The organism is Dyadobacter sp. Leaf189 (genome assembly GCF_001424405.1).
In the GTDB taxonomy this organism is placed as follows: Bacteria; Bacteroidota; Bacteroidia; order Cytophagales; family Spirosomataceae; genus Dyadobacter.
Window position 1 is genome coordinate 348,484 of the sequence record NZ_LMPS01000005.1, and the last position, 17,101, is coordinate 365,584.

Consider the following 17,101-nt stretch of genomic DNA (forward strand, 5'->3'; position numbering starts at 1 on the left):
GTATAACTTCTTTGTTAGTTTAAAAACTAAATAGTTAGTTTAATGAAGAAAGTGGACGGAAAACGCGTTTTTTAGCCTCCTAAAAGTGCTTTCAACATCTCCCTGTTCAACGGTTTGGAGAAGTATCCGCTGACCAGCGGGTGGCTTTCAGCACTTTTCTTATCCTTTGGATCAATAGACGAAGAAAGGATGAAAATAGAAATGCGGGCTGTCAGCTCTGCGGGGAACAGGCTGATCTGGTCCAGGAACTCCCAGCCACTCATGGTTGGCATATTGATGTCCAGAAAGAGCACCGTATCCGGGTAGTCTGAATCAGCATTAAACTCGTTTTTAATAGAGGCCAGAGCCTGGTCGGGATCGTCGAAAAGCTGAATGCGCGCGCCGGGAGCCACATTGGCGATCATATATTTACTGACCATGTTATTGACAGGGTCGTCGTCTACAACGATGAATTGAGAGTATAACTTCATAGGACAGGATTGTGGAACAAATCTGAGCCAAACTCAATATTGAATTCGGTACCCTCATTAACACGACTGCTTATACTGATCTTCCCTCCGAGCATTTCCACCTGTGTTTTCACCATGAATAATCCTAACCCTTTACCCTCAACGTGGTTATGAAAACGCTTGTATAAGCCAAAAATCTGGGCGCCTTTCCTGTCCATGTCAATTCCCATGCCATTATCCCGGAAGGAAATTTTCAGCCTGCCTTCTTCTACTCTGCTGGTAATGTGGATCACGGGCGACCGATCGGGGCTGCGGTACTTTATACTGTTGGTAATCAGATTGTAGAAGATGCTATACAGGTATGTTTTCAGGGTAAACAGTTCGTTGCTCGCACTGAAATCGGTGACGATGCTGACCTGCTCTTTTTCAATAATATTCAGCAGGCTCGACCTGATATTCTCGGTCAGGTTTTGCAGATTCACCAGCTCCTTGTTCTCGCCGACGCCCTGTTTTACCTGCAAAATGGCATTAAGGTCTGAAATGACGTTGTCCAGTCTTTTTACATTCACTACAATCCCTTCCAGAAACTGTTCTTTCACCTCCGGAGGATAGTCAGTTTGCGTAATAAGCTCGCCCAACCCGATGATATTGGCGACCGGTGCCCGCAGGTTATGTGATACGATATAGGCAAACTGGTCGAGTCCCTTGTTCGATTCAGTCAGTTCATTCGCGTAATTTCTCAGGCTTTCATTCAGCTCCGTGAGCTGTGCTTCTGACCGTTTCCGCTGTGTAATGTCCTTGAAATATGCGGACAAGCCATTTGCAGAAGGGTAGGCGGTAATCTCGAACCAGGTCCGGTCACTTTCGTAGTAATATTCAAAATGATGGATTGCATTGTTCTCCACTGCCCGCTGGTAGGAGTGATAAATGGCAGTATTGACAATATCCGGAAACGCTTCCCACAGATTCCGCCCGAGTACGGACTCTTTCGGGCGGTTCAGCAGTATTTCGGCTTTCTTGTTCCAGTAAGTTACCACCCAGTTTTTGTCAAGTGCGTAAAACCCGTCGCCGATACTTTCCAGAATGATGTTTCTTTCCTGAAGTGCCTTGATCGCCTTTTCGTCTGCCAGCTTTTGCTCGGTAACATCATTCAAAACGCCGAACAAACTCACGGGTTCGCCCAGATGATTAAGTTCCAAATGCGTTTGCACGTGCAAGTGCCTGATCTGACCGTCGCGCCGGACAATGCGATGGTGATAGTCGGCGGGCTGCATGGAGGCAAAAACCTGCTGGTTCTTTTCAACTACGTGTTCCAGGTCGTCGGAATGGACGAACGACAGCCAGGATCCGATAGACTGGATGTTGTCGCCTTCCGGCAAACCGTAAATCTTGCAGGCTTCGTCGGACCATAAGCTCATATTCGTCACCAGGTCTGTTTCCCAGCTGCCTAAATGTGCGATAGCCTGGGCCTGACGTAATCTTCTTTCTTTATGTCTGAGCTGTTCGTCCGCGATCAATTTCAATCTTTCCGTTTCAAAAAGGTCCAGTGAAAATGATATTCCCAATGCAGCTTCTTTCAGCAATGTGATATCAGCATCGGTGAAAGTATCCGTTTCAGAACCGTACAGGTTAAACGTGCCTGTGACAATACCGGATTTTTTAATGGGCAGGATCATGCAGGATTGGTACCCGGCATTAGCCGCAAGTGCTTTCCAGCTTTCGGATATAAAACTTTCCCGGATGTTGTTGCTAACATAATACGGCCGGGAATCGAGCATTGTACGGAGCAGATGCTGTTCCTCTGTGGCGCTGGTGAAGCCCAGCAGGCACTCGGCAGAGATATGCTGTTGCTCTACCACATTGATTGTATCGTTATGATCGACAAACATGCCGATCCACGCAGCTTCAAACTTCCCCGTCTCGCAGGCAATGCGGCACACCTCTGCGAAAACGGTCTGGGCGTCGGGCGCGTGTACAAGTGTGTGGTTAACCTGGCTCAGGAATGCATAAAGCCTGTTCAGGTGCAGGAGGTTTTCCTCGCTGACCTTCTGTTTGGTGACATCACGAAAATTATCTACGATCCCATTGATGGTAGGTTCGTGTAAAAGGTTGGTTACTGTTGCTTCGATCCAGCGCCAGGTACCATCCTTGTGAAGCATCCTGCCGGTATGTCCCGGGATTGCCTGGCCCGGGTTGGCGAACACTTTGGCCATGATTTCGTACAGACTGTTCAGATCATCGGGATGCGCCTTGGTGAAAATGTCCATACTCATCACTTCCTCGGGCGTATATCCCAGCACGTTTTTCACGGCCAGGGAAGCGAAAGTCGACTTGGCATTTTTGTCGAGTATCACAACGGCATCGGTACTATGTTCGATAAGGGTGCGGAATTGCTTTTCGCGGTTGCTTAATTGCTGCAGCAGCGCCTGCTGTTCCCGTTTTACGCCATATGCTTCCAGCGCCCTGTGAATAGCAAACGGCAGCCTGCCTGCCTGTGACTTGGTTACGTAATCTTCAACGCCCATTAACAGCAACTCCCCGGCCATTTCGTCGCCTACGGCGTCAGAAAAGACAATAAAGGGGATTATAACCTGGTGCTCCCGCAGTATTTCCATTGCGTGAGAGCAGTCAATGCCGGGTAGCTTGTATTCCGAGATTACAATATCCGGGGGTGATTCCGAGATGGTGCCGACGAATTCATCACGGGTCGTAACTACGTGTATCTCGGCGTGCAGTTGAGCTTTTAATAGTAACTGTCTGACAATATCCTCCTGCTCCTCTGAATTTTCCAGTAATACTACTCTCAACATACGCTTCATTTCAAATGCATTGGATATTGTGACAAATAGCCAGAACCCGGACGATCTCAGATTTGCGCAACGGATCATTCTACAATGTAATAGTCGGCTAAGTTTTACTCTAATGCAAATGTTGAACCGTTCCGGTTTTAATATAGTAGTGCTGGTGGTACAGGATCCTGATAAAAGCACAATGCCGCCTGAGGGTCAAGCTGGTTGCGGGTATTTTAAAGGATTAAACCCGGCAGCATTCCACGCATTTGTTTCAGATAAAAAAAGGCGCCCAGTGTTTGCTGAACGCCCTTTCTTGAACTCATTAAAATTCTATTTAATCACCACAGCCTTCTTGATCTGCTGTCCGTTCTCCCGAAGGATTCTCACGAGGTAAGTCCCGGATGAATTGTTGGAAAGCGAAATTTTCTCTTTGTGGTTGCCGCGGCCGGCTACTTTCCGCTCCTGTACAACCAATCCCTTCATATCTATCGGCCTATTTTTTTTTTAGACGAACGTGTCCGGGTTTTCGACGAAATCGTTTTTTTGGTTACAAATGCTTGCTGTCGGGACGACGGCCGTGCGCAAAAGCCGCCTTGGATGCGACTTTGGGGCGTGCAGGATTTAGCTCATGTGGTGCTTTCGATGAATGAACGTATCTTGCGCGGCAAGTTTTTTTCTCAACGATAGCGTATAATGGAGATTGATCAGTTGAAGTGCATTATTGCAGACGATGAAAAACCGGCAAGGGAAATCCTTGAAAAGCATGTTCAAAAAATCCCTTATCTGAAACTTACCGGGCAATGTGCGAACGCAATGGACGCGCTGATACAGATTCGTGCACAAAAGCCGGATCTTGTTTTTCTGGATATTCAGATGCCCGGACTAAGCGGAATGGAACTGATTTCTTTGCTTCCCGAGCCCCGTCCGAAGATCATCATTGTTACCGGCGATCCCCAGTTTGCCATCGAAGGGTTTAATTCCCAGGTGACCGATTATATCCTGAAGCCGATCTCATTCGAAAGGTTTGCGCGCGCAGTCCTGAAAGCGTATGGCGAGCTTCGGCATCAGGTTTCCGGCCAGAGTGAACCTCAGCCAGAAACCAAATATGCGAATAACCAGAAAATCAATGTAGAGGAAGACGATTATCTTCTGGTGCGGGATAGTAAGCGGCTTGTGAGGATCGATATCGAGAAGATTCAGGTTGTTGAAGCCATGAAAGACTACCTCAAAATCTATTGGTCGAACGGCGTGACGGTGTTGCACCAGACGATGACAAGGATAGAGGAAAAGCTGCCCGGTCAGGTTTTCCTGCGCGTTCACAGGTCATTTATTGTCAGCAGGAAAATCATAGCGGAAATCAACGGCAGCGAAATGATCCTGACCACCGGAAAAGTAATCCCGATCGGATCCACCTACCGGGATAATATCCTGAGAGGTCTGGGCGATAATATTTTGTAATGGGGTCGCATTCAGGATTCTGAAACAAAGGCTTATTATTCGGGATTTTGTGTAAAACAGCATTACAATGAAGGGTATCAGCTTTGAAACGGTACAGCCCGTGGCAGCATTGGAAGATTTGGTGGAAAGCTTTTGGATTCTGACGAATGAGTCGGACGAGCAGAAACCTGCTATTGTATTGCCCGATGGCCGGCTGGATGTGAGCTTTCATTTTGATAACCGGCAGTACCTGGGTTTGCATGGACTGGAAACCGGTCCGTCGCAGGTGGAAATTGCGCCGCATTTCAGCATGTTCTGCATCAGCTTCCGGCCTCTGGCAGCGGAATATCTATTCAAAGCCCATTTGCCGGTGCTACCCGATAGCGTCACCTTATTACCCGCAGACTTTTTCAATGCTACAATCGGGCAATTCGACGATGTCAGGCAGTTTGCAGCGCTGTTGACGAATGCACTTTTGGTTTTGATAAAGTCAGATATTGACCCACGCAAAAAAAGGCTTTTCGATCTGATATATGAATCTCACGGCGCTATGAGCGTTGCAGAACTTGCTGATCAGGCGGGTTGGAGCAGCAGGCAGATCAACCGCTATTTTCAGGATACATTTGGTTTGTCGCTCAAAACATATTGCAACGTACTGCGTTTCAAGTCTTCTTTCGGGCATATAAAAGCCGGCAAGCTCTTCCCGGAGGAAAATTATACTGACCAATCTCATTTCATCCGTGAGATCCGGAAATATGCGGGTGTTATCCCAAAAGAGCTGGCCAGGAACCGGGAAGACCGATTTATACAATTTTCCACTCTTCCTCCCCCATAGTTTTGTCTTGTTAAATCAAACAAGACAAATCATGGTCATTGAAAATAAAACAATTGCAATCGTCGGCGGCGGGCCCGGTGGTTTAACATTAGCCCGCTTGCTTCAAATGCGCGGCGCTCAGGTAAAAGTGTATGAGCGTGATATCAATAAAGATGTGCGCGTGCAAGGCGCTACACTCGACCTTCACCAGGAATCGGGTCTCGCGGCATTAGGCCAGGCAGGACTGCTCGAAGCATTCTTCGCGAACTATCGGCCAGACGCCGGCAAACTGCGCGTTACTGATCAGCACGCGCGCATTCAGTTAGATGACCACACATCAGAATCGGTGACCGAAGACCGCCCCGAGATCGATCGCGGCCCATTGCGGCGTTTACTCATTGACTCGCTAAATGATGAAACGATCGTTTGGAACAGTCACTTCCTGTCTATGGACAAAAGCGGGTCGGGCTGGCTGCTGCATTTTAAAAACGGCACCAGTGCCTACGCCGATATCGTGATCGCAGCCGACGGGGCTAACTCCAAAATACGACCTTATATCACCGACATTCAGCCGATCTATTCGGGCATTACAATCGTGGAAGGCAATGTGTACCATGCCGAGAAAAATGCGCCGCATTTGCACCAGCTGACGAAAGGAGGGAAGGTTTTTGCATTCGGTCATGAACAATCGCTGATACTGAGCGCAAAAGGTGACGGTAGCCTGTCATTTTACACGGGCTGCAAGTCGCCTGAGTATTGGGTGAAAGAAAGCGGGATTGACTTTGCAAACAAGCAGGAGGTACTGCATTGGTTTAAAGAAGCGTTCGGCTCGTGGGACGAGATCTGGCAGGAGCTATTTGCGGGTGACGAGCTATGGTTTGTGCCGCGGCCGCAGTATCATTATCCGACAGATCAGCAATGGGAACCGCTCGCTAACCTCACGATGATCGGCGATGCTGCACACCGGATGCCGCCTTACGCCGGCGAGGGCGTCAATATGGCCATGCAGGACGCGATGGAACTGGCGTCGCATTTAGTAAGTGATGCGTATGTCACAATTCAAGAGGCTATTGCCAGTTTCGAACAGCAAATGTGTAAGCGCGGCGGTATCGTTACCCAAATAACGCTTGAATCCACGGAGATGCTGCATTCGGAAGGTGCTGTAAGCAAGCTGTTAGGTATGTTTGAAAATGCCGGGCAGCACGATATTGAACATTAACGTGCTGCCCGGCAGAGTCGGGATTTCCATCAAATTTCCACTGCTACCTTCCCGGTGAAGCTTTCCTCTTCCACCATTTGATGCGCCAGTCCCAGGTCTTCCAATGCAAACGTTTTGGAGACCTGGGGTTTGATCACACCTGCTTCAATGAGCTTGGCCAGTTGAAAGAGGTCTTCGGAATTTGGTTTCACTCCGACCATTTTCATGCGTTTCTGAAATACCATATCGATAGCCGCATCAACTACGCCACCCAGACTGTCTGCTCCGCCGCGGGTTGTAACAAAAAGGCCCGTGTCGGTGAGACTGTCTTTGAGATCGGAGATCGTAAAATGGCCACTGGCATCAAAAATGAGGTCGAATTGCTTATCTGCCGGGATTTCTTCTTTGTCGTATATAATGATGTGGTCTGCGCCGATCTGCTTTGCAAAATCAGCGTGGGCTTCGCTGCAGGTACCGGTTACCGTATTGCCGAAATGCTTGGCGATCTGAACAGCTATGTAACCAACTCCGCCGGTACATCCGGTGATCAGAACATGCTGTCTTGACTGCATTTTTCCGTCGACCATTAATCCCTGCCAGGCTGTTAAACCTACCAGCGGAATGGAGGCGGCTTCTACGAAAGAGATGTTTGCAGGCTTGAAGTGCATATTATCTTCCTCAGCCACGAGCATTTCAGCATAAGCGCCGCCTTTCACTGCACTCAGCATTCCGTACACTTCTGAGCCGACATTGAATGCGGGATTTTTGGATTTGATAACAATACCGGCGAAATCGGCGCCCAGAACGTGCTTGCCGAACAAACCGGTGATGAGCCTCGTTTTACCTTGCCGCACAAGCGTATCCACGGGGTTTACAGAGGATGCCTTGTTCTGGATCAATACCTGGCCGTCTTCAATCTCGGGCGTGGGCAGATCTGCTATTTTGAAAACTTCCGGGGAACCATATTCGCTGATAATTGCGGCTTTCATGATTTTGGATGAAATGTTTAGGTACAGGACCTAAAAAGTTGTGCCCTGGCGCAAACTCAAAACCGCAAATGATAAGAGGAATGATTACATCAATGCGGAAGCGTCTCCCGAAAATAGCCGTAAACCCAGGTGCCCGCTATGGCGCTGAGCAGCGGCACGATCACGACGGTGGCCCCAAACCCGATCTGCGCAAACAACGGCCCCGGACAAGCGCCTGTTAGTGCCCAGCCTAGCCCGAACAGCAAACCGCCATAAATCTGCCCTTTGTTAAATTGCTTTTTGGCAAAAGTGATCTGCTCGCCGTTCACCGTTTTGACGTTGAATGCTTTGATCAGCCATACGGACAACATTCCCACGGCCACGGCGCTTCCGATCACGCCGTACATGTGGAAAGATTCGAGGCGAAACATTTCCTGTATCCTGAACCAGCTGATTACCTCGGCTTTGATAAAGACGATCCCGAACAGGATGCCGGTTATCAGGTATTTAATGTTACCATACCAGGCGTGATTCTGTTCACTTTCGTTGATGCAAATGGCATCTGTCGCGCGGATGGCGTATTCGTTTTCTTCTTCTACAATGGGTTGCATATTCAAATGTATTACCTGTTTTATAAACTTAAAATCACGGGTAAAATCCAGTTCGCCATGATAAACCCGCCGATCATGAAGCAGATTGTGGCGACCAGCGAGGGCCACTGCCATGTGGAAAGGCCCGTAATGGAATGACCACTCGTGCAGCCCCCGGCGTAACGCGCCCCGAAGCCAACCAGAAATCCACCGCCAACCAGCATGATTATGCCGCGTAAGGTCAGAAGGCTTTCCCAGCTCACGATATCGACAGGTACCTGGGACGAAAAGTCCGTGATACCATACCCTGCAAGTTCTTTTGTGAGATTTTCCGTGACCTGGATTCCGTTGGGGTTAACCAGAAAGTTCGAGGCAATTACACCTCCCAGAAAAATGCCGAGCACGAAAACGAGGTTCCAGGTCTCTTTTTTCCATTCGTATTGAAAAAAGGGAACCTTGGCGGGAAGACAGGCCGCGCACGCGTGACGCAGCGATGACGAAATCCCGAACGATTTATTTCCTGCTATGAGCAAGGCAGGTACCGTGAGCCCGATCAGCGGCCCGGCAATGTACCAGGGCCACGGCTGTTTAATTAAGTCCAGCATGAATGTATTTTATGTTTGAAATTCCTGTTCAGCATAACCGGAATACGTGAAAAATTTAACTCGACAAAATGAGAGGCGGGCTATAACATGGTACTCGGGCAGACGTAATTGCTGATCTGAAAGAGTCCTGATTCTTTCATTGTCTTGAAGCCGCCCGTTACATTGATTACGCGATCGTATCCTCTCGATTTCAGAATGGAGTTGAAAATCATCGACCGGTAACCGGACGCGCAATGCACCAGATAGGTTTTGTTTTTATCAATTTCAGAAAGACGATCATTCAGGTAATCCAATGGGATATTCCCGGAACCAATCATATGTTCGGAGAAATGCTCGCTGGCTTTCCTTACATCGAGCACGGTTAATGCCGGATCCTCTTGAAGTCGTTGCGCCATTTCGCCCGCAGTAATGGATTCAATCTGATCGGTTTCTTTGCCGGCTTCTTTCCAGGCTTCAAAGCCGCCGTTTAAATAGCCGATCGTATAATCATACCCGACACGCGCGAGGCGGGTGATCACTTCTTCTTCTCTGCCTTGTTCGGTAACAATCAGGATCTTCTGTCTGATATCGGGGATCATTGCACCTACCCACGGTGCAAAACTTCCGTCAATGCCGATATTGATCGCATTCGGGATAAAACCTTTGGCAAAAACCCCGGCATCACGCGTGTCGAGCAGAATGGCGTCGGTTTCGTTGGCAGCTGCTTCAAATGCATCGGGATCAAGCGCACGATTTCCACGCTGCATCACGGTATCGATGCGATCGTACCCCTGGATGTTCATCATCACATTTTCGGGGAAATAAGCTGGGGGAGGTGTTAGTCCGTCGGTAACTTCTTTTACAAACTCTTCCTCTGTCATGTCCGCGCGCAGCGCATAGTTAAAGCGCTTTTGATTGCCCAGCGTGTCGGTCGTTTCCTTACTCATATTTTTACCGCACGCACTGCCGGCACCGTGTGCGGGATATACCACAATGTCGTCCGCCAGTGGCATGATCTTCGTCCGCAACGAGTTGAATAAATGTCTGGCCAGCTTGTCCTGCGTGAGGTCAGCCACTACTTTTTGCGCCAGGTCAGGGCGGCCTACATCCCCGATAAACAGGGTATCTCCGGTGAAAATGGCGAGGTCTTTGCCGGCTGCATCGCTGAGCAGATAGCACGTACTTTCCATCGTGTGGCCCGGCGTGTGCAGAACTTTGATTGTTGCATTGCCGACGGTCAGTACTTCGCCGTCTACTGCAATATGTGCTTCAAATCCCGGCTGCGCAGTTGGTCCGAACACGATCCTTGCGCCTGTTTTTTCCGACAGATCCAGGTGCCCGGAGACAAAGTCGGCGTGGAAGTGCGTTTCCAGCACATATTTGATTTTTGCGTCGCTCTTTTCTGCGCGACTGATGTAGGGCTCCACTTCTCTGAGCGGGTCAATTACCACAGCTTCGCCATTACTTTCGATATAATAGGCACCCTGGGCAAGACACCCGGTATAGATCTGTTCGATTTTCATAATTCTATTGAGTTGATTCATTGTATGTGCAAATTTCGGCCTTGCAGCTTGCCGGGTCAGTGACATTTGTCACCCAGCTGTAAATTTTTTGTCAGACAGGAGAAAAGCCTCCTAGCAACGGCCAGACCAGTTCTTTTGTAATGATAAATAGCCCCATTGCCAGCACAAACCAGCCAAAACCCTTTTTCAACTGACTGGATGCTACACGCTTGCCGAGCCACGTACCGATCACAATTCCACCCATAGCAATGCTGGTGACTTTGATAAGAAATAGCCAGTCGATCGCAAAATGCCCGAGGTCGCCGAGGAAGCCGATCAGGGAATTGAGCGCGATAATCAGTAAGGAAGTGCCGACGGCCTCGCGCATGGGCATTCCCATGATCAAAACTAAAGTGGGAATCAACAGAAAACCGCCTCCTGCTCCGAGCAGCCCGGTAGTAAGCCCGATCCCGATGCTGCTCAGCACCAACCGGATTACATTGCTTTTCAAGTCGCAAGTCAGGCAGCCCGGCGTTTTTTCTTTGTCTCTGATCATACCCAGAGAGGCAGCCACCATCAGTACTGCAAAAAGGATCATCGTGAGCAGCGCCTCGGTGATCGTGAAATTGCCTATTTGAAACAAATTATCAGGAACGATCGGCATCAGGAATTTCCTGGTCAGGTAGACCGTCGTGATGGATATTGTCCCGAAAAATGCAGCTGTTCGAAGGTTGATCTGACTATTGCGGTAATAAGTAAATGCACCCGCCAGACTGGTTGACCCAACAATAAAAAGCGAATAGGATGTGGAAACCAATGGGTTAATCCCAAACAGATAGACCAGTACAGGAACTGTCAGAATGGAGCCTCCGCCGCCAATCAGTCCCAGCGATACGCCGATCAGGATGGAGGCCAGGTATGCAAAAGTTTCCATGTCAATGTGTTTTGTCGGACACAAAATTGGTAACCTGGAATTTACCGGTCAGTGATAAATGTCACATAGCAGTGAACGAATTGATCCTATCTTTGGAATGTAAAAAGCGATCTTATGAATGCGGATATAGTACATTACCTGGACACGGTTTTCTCCGATTTTGAGCCGGAATTAAAAGCAAGGCTTGCAGCGGAATCGTCGCTGAAAAAGATCCCTGCGGGCGAAGTGATCATGCGCACGGGCCAGTACTTTAAGTATACATTGTTGATAGCCAGCGGGAAAGTGAAGCTATACCGCGAGGGTGACGATGGGGAGGAAGCCTACATTTATACCTTGCAAGCCGGGAATGCCTGTGCACTTTCGATGATCTGTAACACCCGCCAGCAGACGAGCGAGATCACGGCCGTCACCCTTGAAGATACCGTCGCCATTATGGTGCCCATTCAGCTGATGGACAATCTGATGCAGGAGTACAAGAGCTGGTATTACTTTGTGATCGATAATTACCGGTCAAGATTTGAAGAACTATTAACGGTTTTAGACAGTGTAGTTTTCAAAGGAATGGATGAGCGGCTGGAATTTTACCTTAAAAATCAGGTGAAGAACCGGGGGACAAAGGAGCTTTTTATGACCCATTCTGAAATAGCAAATGACCTCAACACGTCGCGCGAGGTGGTTTCCAGGTTGTTGAAAAAGATGGAGCAAAATAAAAAGATACAGCTCTTTCGTAGCCACATTGCGTGGCTGTAATGGATTCTAAATCAGTTTGATACCTTGCTTTGTTGATATAACTTCCTGATCATGCTGATCTGGCCGCGATGGTAAATTTCGTCTTCGATCATATGATATAGTGCCCACGCAAGGTTGCAGCCTCCTTCCGGGTCGTAGCCCTCGATTTTTCTGCTGAAATCATGAAAGCTGATATTTTCAACAGCCGCTATCAGCATCTTCCGGGAAGCATGCAATGCGTCGATATAGCTTTGCACCGGTTGCCTTAACAGCAGCTTCGGGATATGCTCGCCCATATCCAGGGCTGGCAAAAGTTCGTCATTTTCTTCGGCTGTCAGCGGCCTGCCTTCTACGAATTCAATGCGGAAGTAATGTTCTATGGCGATGATGTGGGATAGCAGCGCGCCAACCGTATTCCAGTTCTGACTATACTGCCAGTCGATCAGCTCATCGGGTAATTTTTCGATACTCTGGATCGTCGTAAGCCGCGCATCTTTGAGTATTCCCAAGAGGTAATCAATGGAATGGTCCGGCGCGTTCCCGAATCTGATGTGGAAATCTCGTTTTAGTATCATCAAGCTGTTAGACTTTAAGCGGGTACCTCTGCAAGTTCAATCGGGCATTAACAACCGGAGCCAAGCCGTAAATGGAGGATAGGGAACGGATTTCCGCTCGGATCTGTGGCAGAGCGGCCCGCAATCCCGAAGCCCATTTTTTTATAAAATTCAAATGCACCCGGATTATCCTCATTAACATCAACCTTGGAGATGCCGAGCTCCCGGATCGCAAAGTGACATAAGCTCTTGCCCAGACCTTTTCCAAAATCGTCTGGATGAATAAAAAGCATTCCGATTTCATCGCCAGCAATGCCGATAAATCCAGCCAGCGTTTCAGGCTCCTTGTAAATGCCAAACAGTGAAACAGACGGGAGATATTCTTTCAATATCAGCGGCTTATAAAACTGAATGTCAGCCTCCGAAAGAAAATGATGTGTGGCGCGCACAGAAGCTTCCCATACCGATATTATTGAGTGATAGTCTTTTTCAGATAATGGCAGAATTTCCATTTGCATCTATTTTTTCGATTACTTTCCAGCGTTTAAATTACTGTTACGAATAACAATTTTCCCCATCGTGTGCCCGGTTTCCATCTCCTCATGTGCTTTCGCCAATTCTTCCAGCGGATACACTTTGGATACTTGCGGCTGCAATGTTCCGGTTTCAACCATTTCTACCAGCCTTTTCAGGATAATGCTCTGCCGGTTTTGAGAAGGATTTTGTAAAGGCCCGCCCATGAACTGGTAGCTCAATGTAATATTCTTCAAGAGCAGCCGGTAACCTTCCTGAGCGTCGACCGAAACAGGCAGTATCGAGCAGATATGTCCGTTGTACGCAGCATAATCAATGCATTGACTGAATGTGGAACCTCCTACCGTGTCCAGGATCAGAGCGGCACCTTGTCCATTGGTTAAATCCATAACCGCGGCTTTTACGTTCTCATCCCTGTAGTTCAAAACATAGTCTGCACCGAGCGTGGTGGCGCAATACTCCATTGATTCCTCCCGGCTGGCCGTGGTAACCACTTTACAGCCCACGTATTTGGCAAGCTGTACGGCCAGATGTCCGACTCCGCCTGCGCCTGCATGAATAACGACCAGGTCTCCACTCCGGATATGCAGCCGGTCAAGCAACGCTTCAAACGCCGTTATGCCAACAAGCGGAATGGCGGCTGCTATCTCATCGGAAAGATTGCCTGCCAAAGCGCAGGAGGGGTAATCCACGGCCACATACTCCGCATTCGCGCCGTTTCGAAATGGGGTAGGAGACCCGATTACCCTGTCTCCCATCCTGAAACCTTTTACATTGCTTCCCATTTCAACCACCACACCGCAAACGTCAAAACCCAGGATCAGCGGAAAATTGCGCGGGACGGAAGCCTTGTTCCGAATCCGGCAGTCGAGCGGATTTACACTTGTTGTCAAAACTCTTATAACCAGGTCATCGGCCATTGCAACGGGCTCCGGCATTTCACAAAGCTCAAAAACTGTCGCTGCCGGACCGTGCGCTGTAATTACATTTGCTTTCATGCTCATTGTTTTTGAGCAAATCTAGCATTCGTATGGCAGCCGGGTTTGTCAGATCGGGAGCGTTATTTGCGCGATCGGGCGTTTCTGAAATCCATTGGCCGCACACCATATTTTCGTGCAAATGCATTGGAAAAAGCGGCAGCGCTCTCATAGCCGCATTGCAGACTTACCTCAGAGACCGTCAAAGCAGTATCCAGCAGCAGCTGCGCCGACCGCTCTATTTGCAGATCATATTGATACTGAAAAACAGAACTGCCCAGCTGCTCACGAAAAAGTTGTTTGAGCCGGAAGCTGTTTGTACCGCATTGTCTGGCCAGTTCTGCAATCGTCAGGTAGCGGCCTGCCTGGTGAATGTGCCAGATTGCTTCCTGCAAAATGTCCTTTCTGTCGCTGCGAGGCAACGTTTGCGAAGCCAGATGAAACAGCTGGTCAGAGATCAGCTTTTCCTCGAACAGGCGCAGCAAGCCAGGGTTTTCCTTTGAAATTACCTTTAACCGGACAAACTCGGCGGCACAATCCGCAGAGAGGCTCATCGCCTGGACTGGCTTTTCAAAAAGCTGCGGCAATTCGTTATGGAGCAATGCGAGATGCGGGTCTGACAAATGAATGTGGATCACTTTAAACGCCGTATCGGCAGGCAGCAGCGAAGTGTAGGGGTCTTCTTCTGTTTTGTAAAAAAGTGCTTTTCCGGTAGTGAAACCATATTCCCCGGACGTTTTAGGCACCGATCTTGAATTCCCTGCAACGCAAAGCACCAGTTTGTAAAGTGGCCCAGGATAACTGACACTCAACTGATGCGCGCGGCGCGTTTTGAAGTCAAACCAATGGACGTGCGAAGCCAGCGAACCAGTAACCGGTGACTGCTCATAGTGCCGGTAAAGCTGGTTTGCCGCTACTATATCCGTGCGCTGGTGGGGGTAGAGCAGTTCATTCTGATAAGATATGCGCATTGTTATTGATCTTTCACCCGCATTTTCAATGGCACAAAGTTGAGAAACAGGTGCATTCGGGTAAATACTGAGTTATTTCAAATGCTTGGAATCAGCTATGAAATGTTAGTTATGCGGGTTGAATTGATGCCGGGTTTAGGTTAGGGAAGCTTTGTGTTACGGAGGCAATGTAGAAACCTACAATGCGTCTTGCACAATTTGCATGAACAATGCCATTGTTAAAATTCTTGTTTTTTGATATTCCTTCAAAACCAATAAATCCTGATCACCGGTTATCAGGAAATCAGCTTTGCAGTTTCCGCAAATACCCAGCAGGTAATTATCATCCACATCGCGAACCAGTTCAGGTATTATCCCGACTTTTGTTCTTTTCAGAAACTTCAATGCGATGAGCTTGAAGCGGTTTACCTGCTTGTGTGTGATGTATTTTGAGAATTTTGGCCGTTCGATTACGTGACTGAACTCAGCCATTAACTCAGCGGAATAGAAAACCTGAAAGTCTGGGTTTTTGAAGATATTATAATATAGAAATCGTCGGGATTTTCGACTGATACAGGCAGATACGTACCAATTAGCATCAAGGACGATGCTGCGCTTTTTGTTTCTTTTCATTCCGGTACGCATTGATTTCGTCTTGAATCTCCTGGGCAGACATTTCGACATCGGGAAGCTCTGCGTCGAGTTCTTCGAAGAGTTGATCAATCATGCGATCCTGAATCTTTTTAGCAATAGCCAAACGCGCCCTTGCCGGAAAGGTTTCAAAGGTCTTTATGAATTCAGTCTGTGTCATTGCATTACTTGCGCTCATTTTTCTCAATTTTAAAACAATTTAATCATTTTACCTGAAAGCCTGATGCGGTTTATGAAAGATTCGAACTGATGCAATGCCGAAATTTATTTACGCTTAAATGACTTCGTTATCGATTTAAACGTTTGCAGGTTATTTGCGAAATCGTTGTTTGAAGAGCCGATTATTATATAGTACATATTGTCGCTAAACAGGACAGCCTGGTAAACTTGCTCCTCCTGACCCGTGTTTTTGTTTTTGGCAATACCGCTCAATTCATAGCCTTCGATTCCATCAATGATTACCGCATTCACCGAATCTACGCTGAGCTCAGGGTATAGTTGTCTGGCCCGGCCTAAACAGAAAAGCTTCTTGTCTGGAATGTCCAGTCTGGACATAGACTTTGAGAGAATGAAAGATGTTTTGTCTGTGGACTGGGTCGGTACTTTTCCGTCCATATTATAAACCAGCGCATTCGCTACATTCTTGGCGAAAACCAGCTTGCTTCCTGTGGTGCTGATTTCGAAATCAACTGTTTCAAAAGGATTGACTTTTTTCCCGGCATCAAAATATGCGCCGAGAATTGCTTCCTTAATCTGTTTTCCAACTTCCGGTAAATCTTGCGGGTAAGCTCCATTGATCATCACGCTCTCATCGTCTTTGCCGAAACAGAGAATTAATTTGGCGTACACGTTTCCATACGCACTTTGTGTGCCGGTCAGGAAAGCGGCGGGCATACCATTCAGCGTGAGTGGTTCAATGCTGCTGATCTCGACACCCTTAGAGAGAAATGCTTCCTTTGTTAATCCTGCCCGAAGTTTTTCAAACTGTGCGGGAATGCTCATTACGAGGATACTTGATCCGCTCTGGGTTTGCTGGAAGCCGAGGAAATTCTCGGCCTTTTCAAAACCTTTCGGCGGTACAAGACTCACTTTTGTTCCGGTAACGGGCAAATGTTCTGGTGTGGAAACGTTGTTAATCACATTCTGCGCGTAAGCAATGCGGGTTGCCAGAAGCAGGATAAGCGAGAATGCAAGCCGGAGAATCATCATATTTTAATATAGTAGCGAGAGTTGTAGCAGGTCAATAAACTGACTGCGATGTTCACGCCAATTTAGCACTTTTTCTTCCATCCAGCGATTACTGCCCATGAATGAGGAACCGCTCGCCGCGTTCAAACTTGCGCTCGAATCTTTAACGAAATTCGATCGCCTTGTAGAAATAGATTGATATTGCTTGTGGGAACGCGTAAATTGCATTATAAATCACAAACAGGATTGC

Annotated in this window: 19 protein-coding genes; 4 read left to right on the forward strand and 15 right to left on the reverse strand. The window is 48.0% G+C overall.

The genetic code is table 11. The annotated features are described in order from the left end of the window. Nucleotides 1-71: 71 nt before the first annotated feature. The 3 genes from ASG33_RS15835 to ASG33_RS25815 all read right to left on the reverse strand — a co-directional run bounded on the left by ASG33_RS15835 (nucleotide 72) and on the right by ASG33_RS25815 (nucleotide 3,724). Nucleotides 72-470, reverse strand: coding sequence for a response regulator (locus ASG33_RS15835; protein ID WP_056287323.1), 399 nt, complete (start codon nucleotides 468-470; stop codon nucleotides 72-74). Beyond that, nucleotides 467-3,337 carry a PAS domain S-box protein gene (locus ASG33_RS15840; RefSeq protein ID WP_082489257.1) on the reverse strand — a complete coding sequence of 957 codons (2,871 nt, stop codon included), beginning with the start codon at nucleotides 3,335-3,337 and terminating at the stop codon, nucleotides 467-469. The genes ASG33_RS15835 and ASG33_RS15840 overlap by 4 nt, the downstream gene beginning before the upstream one ends. Before the next feature lie 234 nt (nucleotides 3,338-3,571). Beyond that, complete coding sequence (locus ASG33_RS25815) at nucleotides 3,572-3,724, reverse strand: T9SS type A sorting domain-containing protein (protein ID WP_157474804.1); 153 nt, start codon at nucleotides 3,722-3,724, stop codon at nucleotides 3,572-3,574. 210 nt (nucleotides 3,725-3,934) lie between these two features. On the opposite strand from ASG33_RS25815, the gene ASG33_RS15845 reads away from it, so the two are divergent. The 3 genes from ASG33_RS15845 to ASG33_RS15855 all read left to right on the forward strand — a co-directional run bounded on the left by ASG33_RS15845 (nucleotide 3,935) and on the right by ASG33_RS15855 (nucleotide 6,711). Continuing rightward, nucleotides 3,935-4,699, forward strand: a complete 765-nt coding sequence (locus ASG33_RS15845; RefSeq protein ID WP_056287328.1) for a LytTR family DNA-binding domain-containing protein — start codon at nucleotides 3,935-3,937, stop codon at nucleotides 4,697-4,699. Between the two features lie 67 nt (nucleotides 4,700-4,766). Then, nucleotides 4,767-5,513: an AraC family transcriptional regulator gene (locus tag ASG33_RS15850; RefSeq protein ID WP_056287331.1), complete on the forward strand. Its 747-nt coding sequence runs from the start codon at nucleotides 4,767-4,769 to the stop codon at nucleotides 5,511-5,513. A 31-nt stretch (nucleotides 5,514-5,544) separates the two neighbouring features. Beyond that, nucleotides 5,545-6,711 carry an NAD(P)/FAD-dependent oxidoreductase gene (locus ASG33_RS15855; RefSeq protein WP_056287333.1) on the forward strand — a complete coding sequence of 389 codons (1,167 nt, stop codon included), beginning with the start codon at nucleotides 5,545-5,547 and terminating at the stop codon, nucleotides 6,709-6,711. A 29-nt stretch (nucleotides 6,712-6,740) separates the two neighbouring features. Here ASG33_RS15855 and ASG33_RS15860 read toward each other — a convergent pair whose 3' ends face one another. From ASG33_RS15860 to ASG33_RS15880, 5 genes are all read right to left on the reverse strand, one after another. Beyond that, nucleotides 6,741-7,679: an NAD(P)-dependent alcohol dehydrogenase gene (locus ASG33_RS15860; protein ID WP_056287335.1), complete on the reverse strand. Its 939-nt coding sequence runs from the start codon at nucleotides 7,677-7,679 to the stop codon at nucleotides 6,741-6,743. An 89-nt stretch (nucleotides 7,680-7,768) separates the two neighbouring features. After that, nucleotides 7,769-8,269 carry a DUF6691 family protein gene (locus tag ASG33_RS15865; protein ID WP_056287337.1) on the reverse strand — a complete coding sequence of 167 codons (501 nt, stop codon included), beginning with the start codon at nucleotides 8,267-8,269 and terminating at the stop codon, nucleotides 7,769-7,771. Between the two features lie 20 nt (nucleotides 8,270-8,289). Beyond that, nucleotides 8,290-8,853 carry a YeeE/YedE family protein gene (locus ASG33_RS15870; protein WP_056287338.1) on the reverse strand — a complete coding sequence of 188 codons (564 nt, stop codon included), beginning with the start codon at nucleotides 8,851-8,853 and terminating at the stop codon, nucleotides 8,290-8,292. An 80-nt stretch (nucleotides 8,854-8,933) separates the two neighbouring features. Further along, entirely contained in the window at nucleotides 8,934-10,355 is a 1,422-nt protein-coding gene (locus ASG33_RS15875; protein ID WP_056288526.1) for a rhodanese-like domain-containing protein, read from the reverse strand. Between the two features lie 91 nt (nucleotides 10,356-10,446). After that, complete coding sequence (locus ASG33_RS15880; RefSeq protein ID WP_056287343.1) at nucleotides 10,447-11,268, reverse strand: sulfite exporter TauE/SafE family protein; 822 nt, start codon at nucleotides 11,266-11,268, stop codon at nucleotides 10,447-10,449. A 114-nt stretch (nucleotides 11,269-11,382) separates the two neighbouring features. Between ASG33_RS15880 and ASG33_RS15885 the strand changes: the two genes are divergently transcribed. Then, entirely contained in the window at nucleotides 11,383-12,018 is a 636-nt protein-coding gene (locus ASG33_RS15885) for a Crp/Fnr family transcriptional regulator (protein WP_157474806.1), read from the forward strand. 11 nt (nucleotides 12,019-12,029) lie between these two features. On the opposite strand, the gene ASG33_RS15890 is transcribed toward ASG33_RS15885, so the two are convergent. From ASG33_RS15890 to ASG33_RS15920, 7 genes are all read right to left on the reverse strand, one after another. Then, nucleotides 12,030-12,572: a DinB family protein gene (locus tag ASG33_RS15890; protein ID WP_082489258.1), complete on the reverse strand. Its 543-nt coding sequence runs from the start codon at nucleotides 12,570-12,572 to the stop codon at nucleotides 12,030-12,032. 47 nt (nucleotides 12,573-12,619) lie between these two features. After that, nucleotides 12,620-13,063, reverse strand: coding sequence for a GNAT family N-acetyltransferase (locus tag ASG33_RS15895; RefSeq protein WP_056288533.1), 444 nt, complete (start codon nucleotides 13,061-13,063; stop codon nucleotides 12,620-12,622). Between the two features lie 18 nt (nucleotides 13,064-13,081). Continuing rightward, nucleotides 13,082-14,083, reverse strand: a complete 1,002-nt coding sequence (locus tag ASG33_RS15900) for a zinc-binding dehydrogenase (RefSeq protein WP_056287347.1) — start codon at nucleotides 14,081-14,083, stop codon at nucleotides 13,082-13,084. Nucleotides 14,084-14,145: 62 nt separating this feature from the next. Further along, nucleotides 14,146-15,033 carry an AraC family transcriptional regulator gene (locus tag ASG33_RS15905; protein ID WP_056287350.1) on the reverse strand — a complete coding sequence of 296 codons (888 nt, stop codon included), beginning with the start codon at nucleotides 15,031-15,033 and terminating at the stop codon, nucleotides 14,146-14,148. Nucleotides 15,034-15,210: 177 nt separating this feature from the next. Beyond that, nucleotides 15,211-15,645 carry a putative toxin-antitoxin system toxin component, PIN family gene (locus tag ASG33_RS25590; RefSeq protein WP_162242751.1) on the reverse strand — a complete coding sequence of 145 codons (435 nt, stop codon included), beginning with the start codon at nucleotides 15,643-15,645 and terminating at the stop codon, nucleotides 15,211-15,213. Continuing rightward, entirely contained in the window at nucleotides 15,611-15,841 is a 231-nt protein-coding gene (locus ASG33_RS25890) for a hypothetical protein (protein ID WP_056287356.1), read from the reverse strand. The genes ASG33_RS25590 and ASG33_RS25890 overlap by 35 nt, the downstream gene beginning before the upstream one ends. An 86-nt stretch (nucleotides 15,842-15,927) precedes the next feature. After that, nucleotides 15,928-16,872, reverse strand: a complete 945-nt coding sequence (locus ASG33_RS15920) for a hypothetical protein (protein WP_056287357.1) — start codon at nucleotides 16,870-16,872, stop codon at nucleotides 15,928-15,930. Between the last annotated feature and the right edge of the window lie 229 nt (nucleotides 16,873-17,101).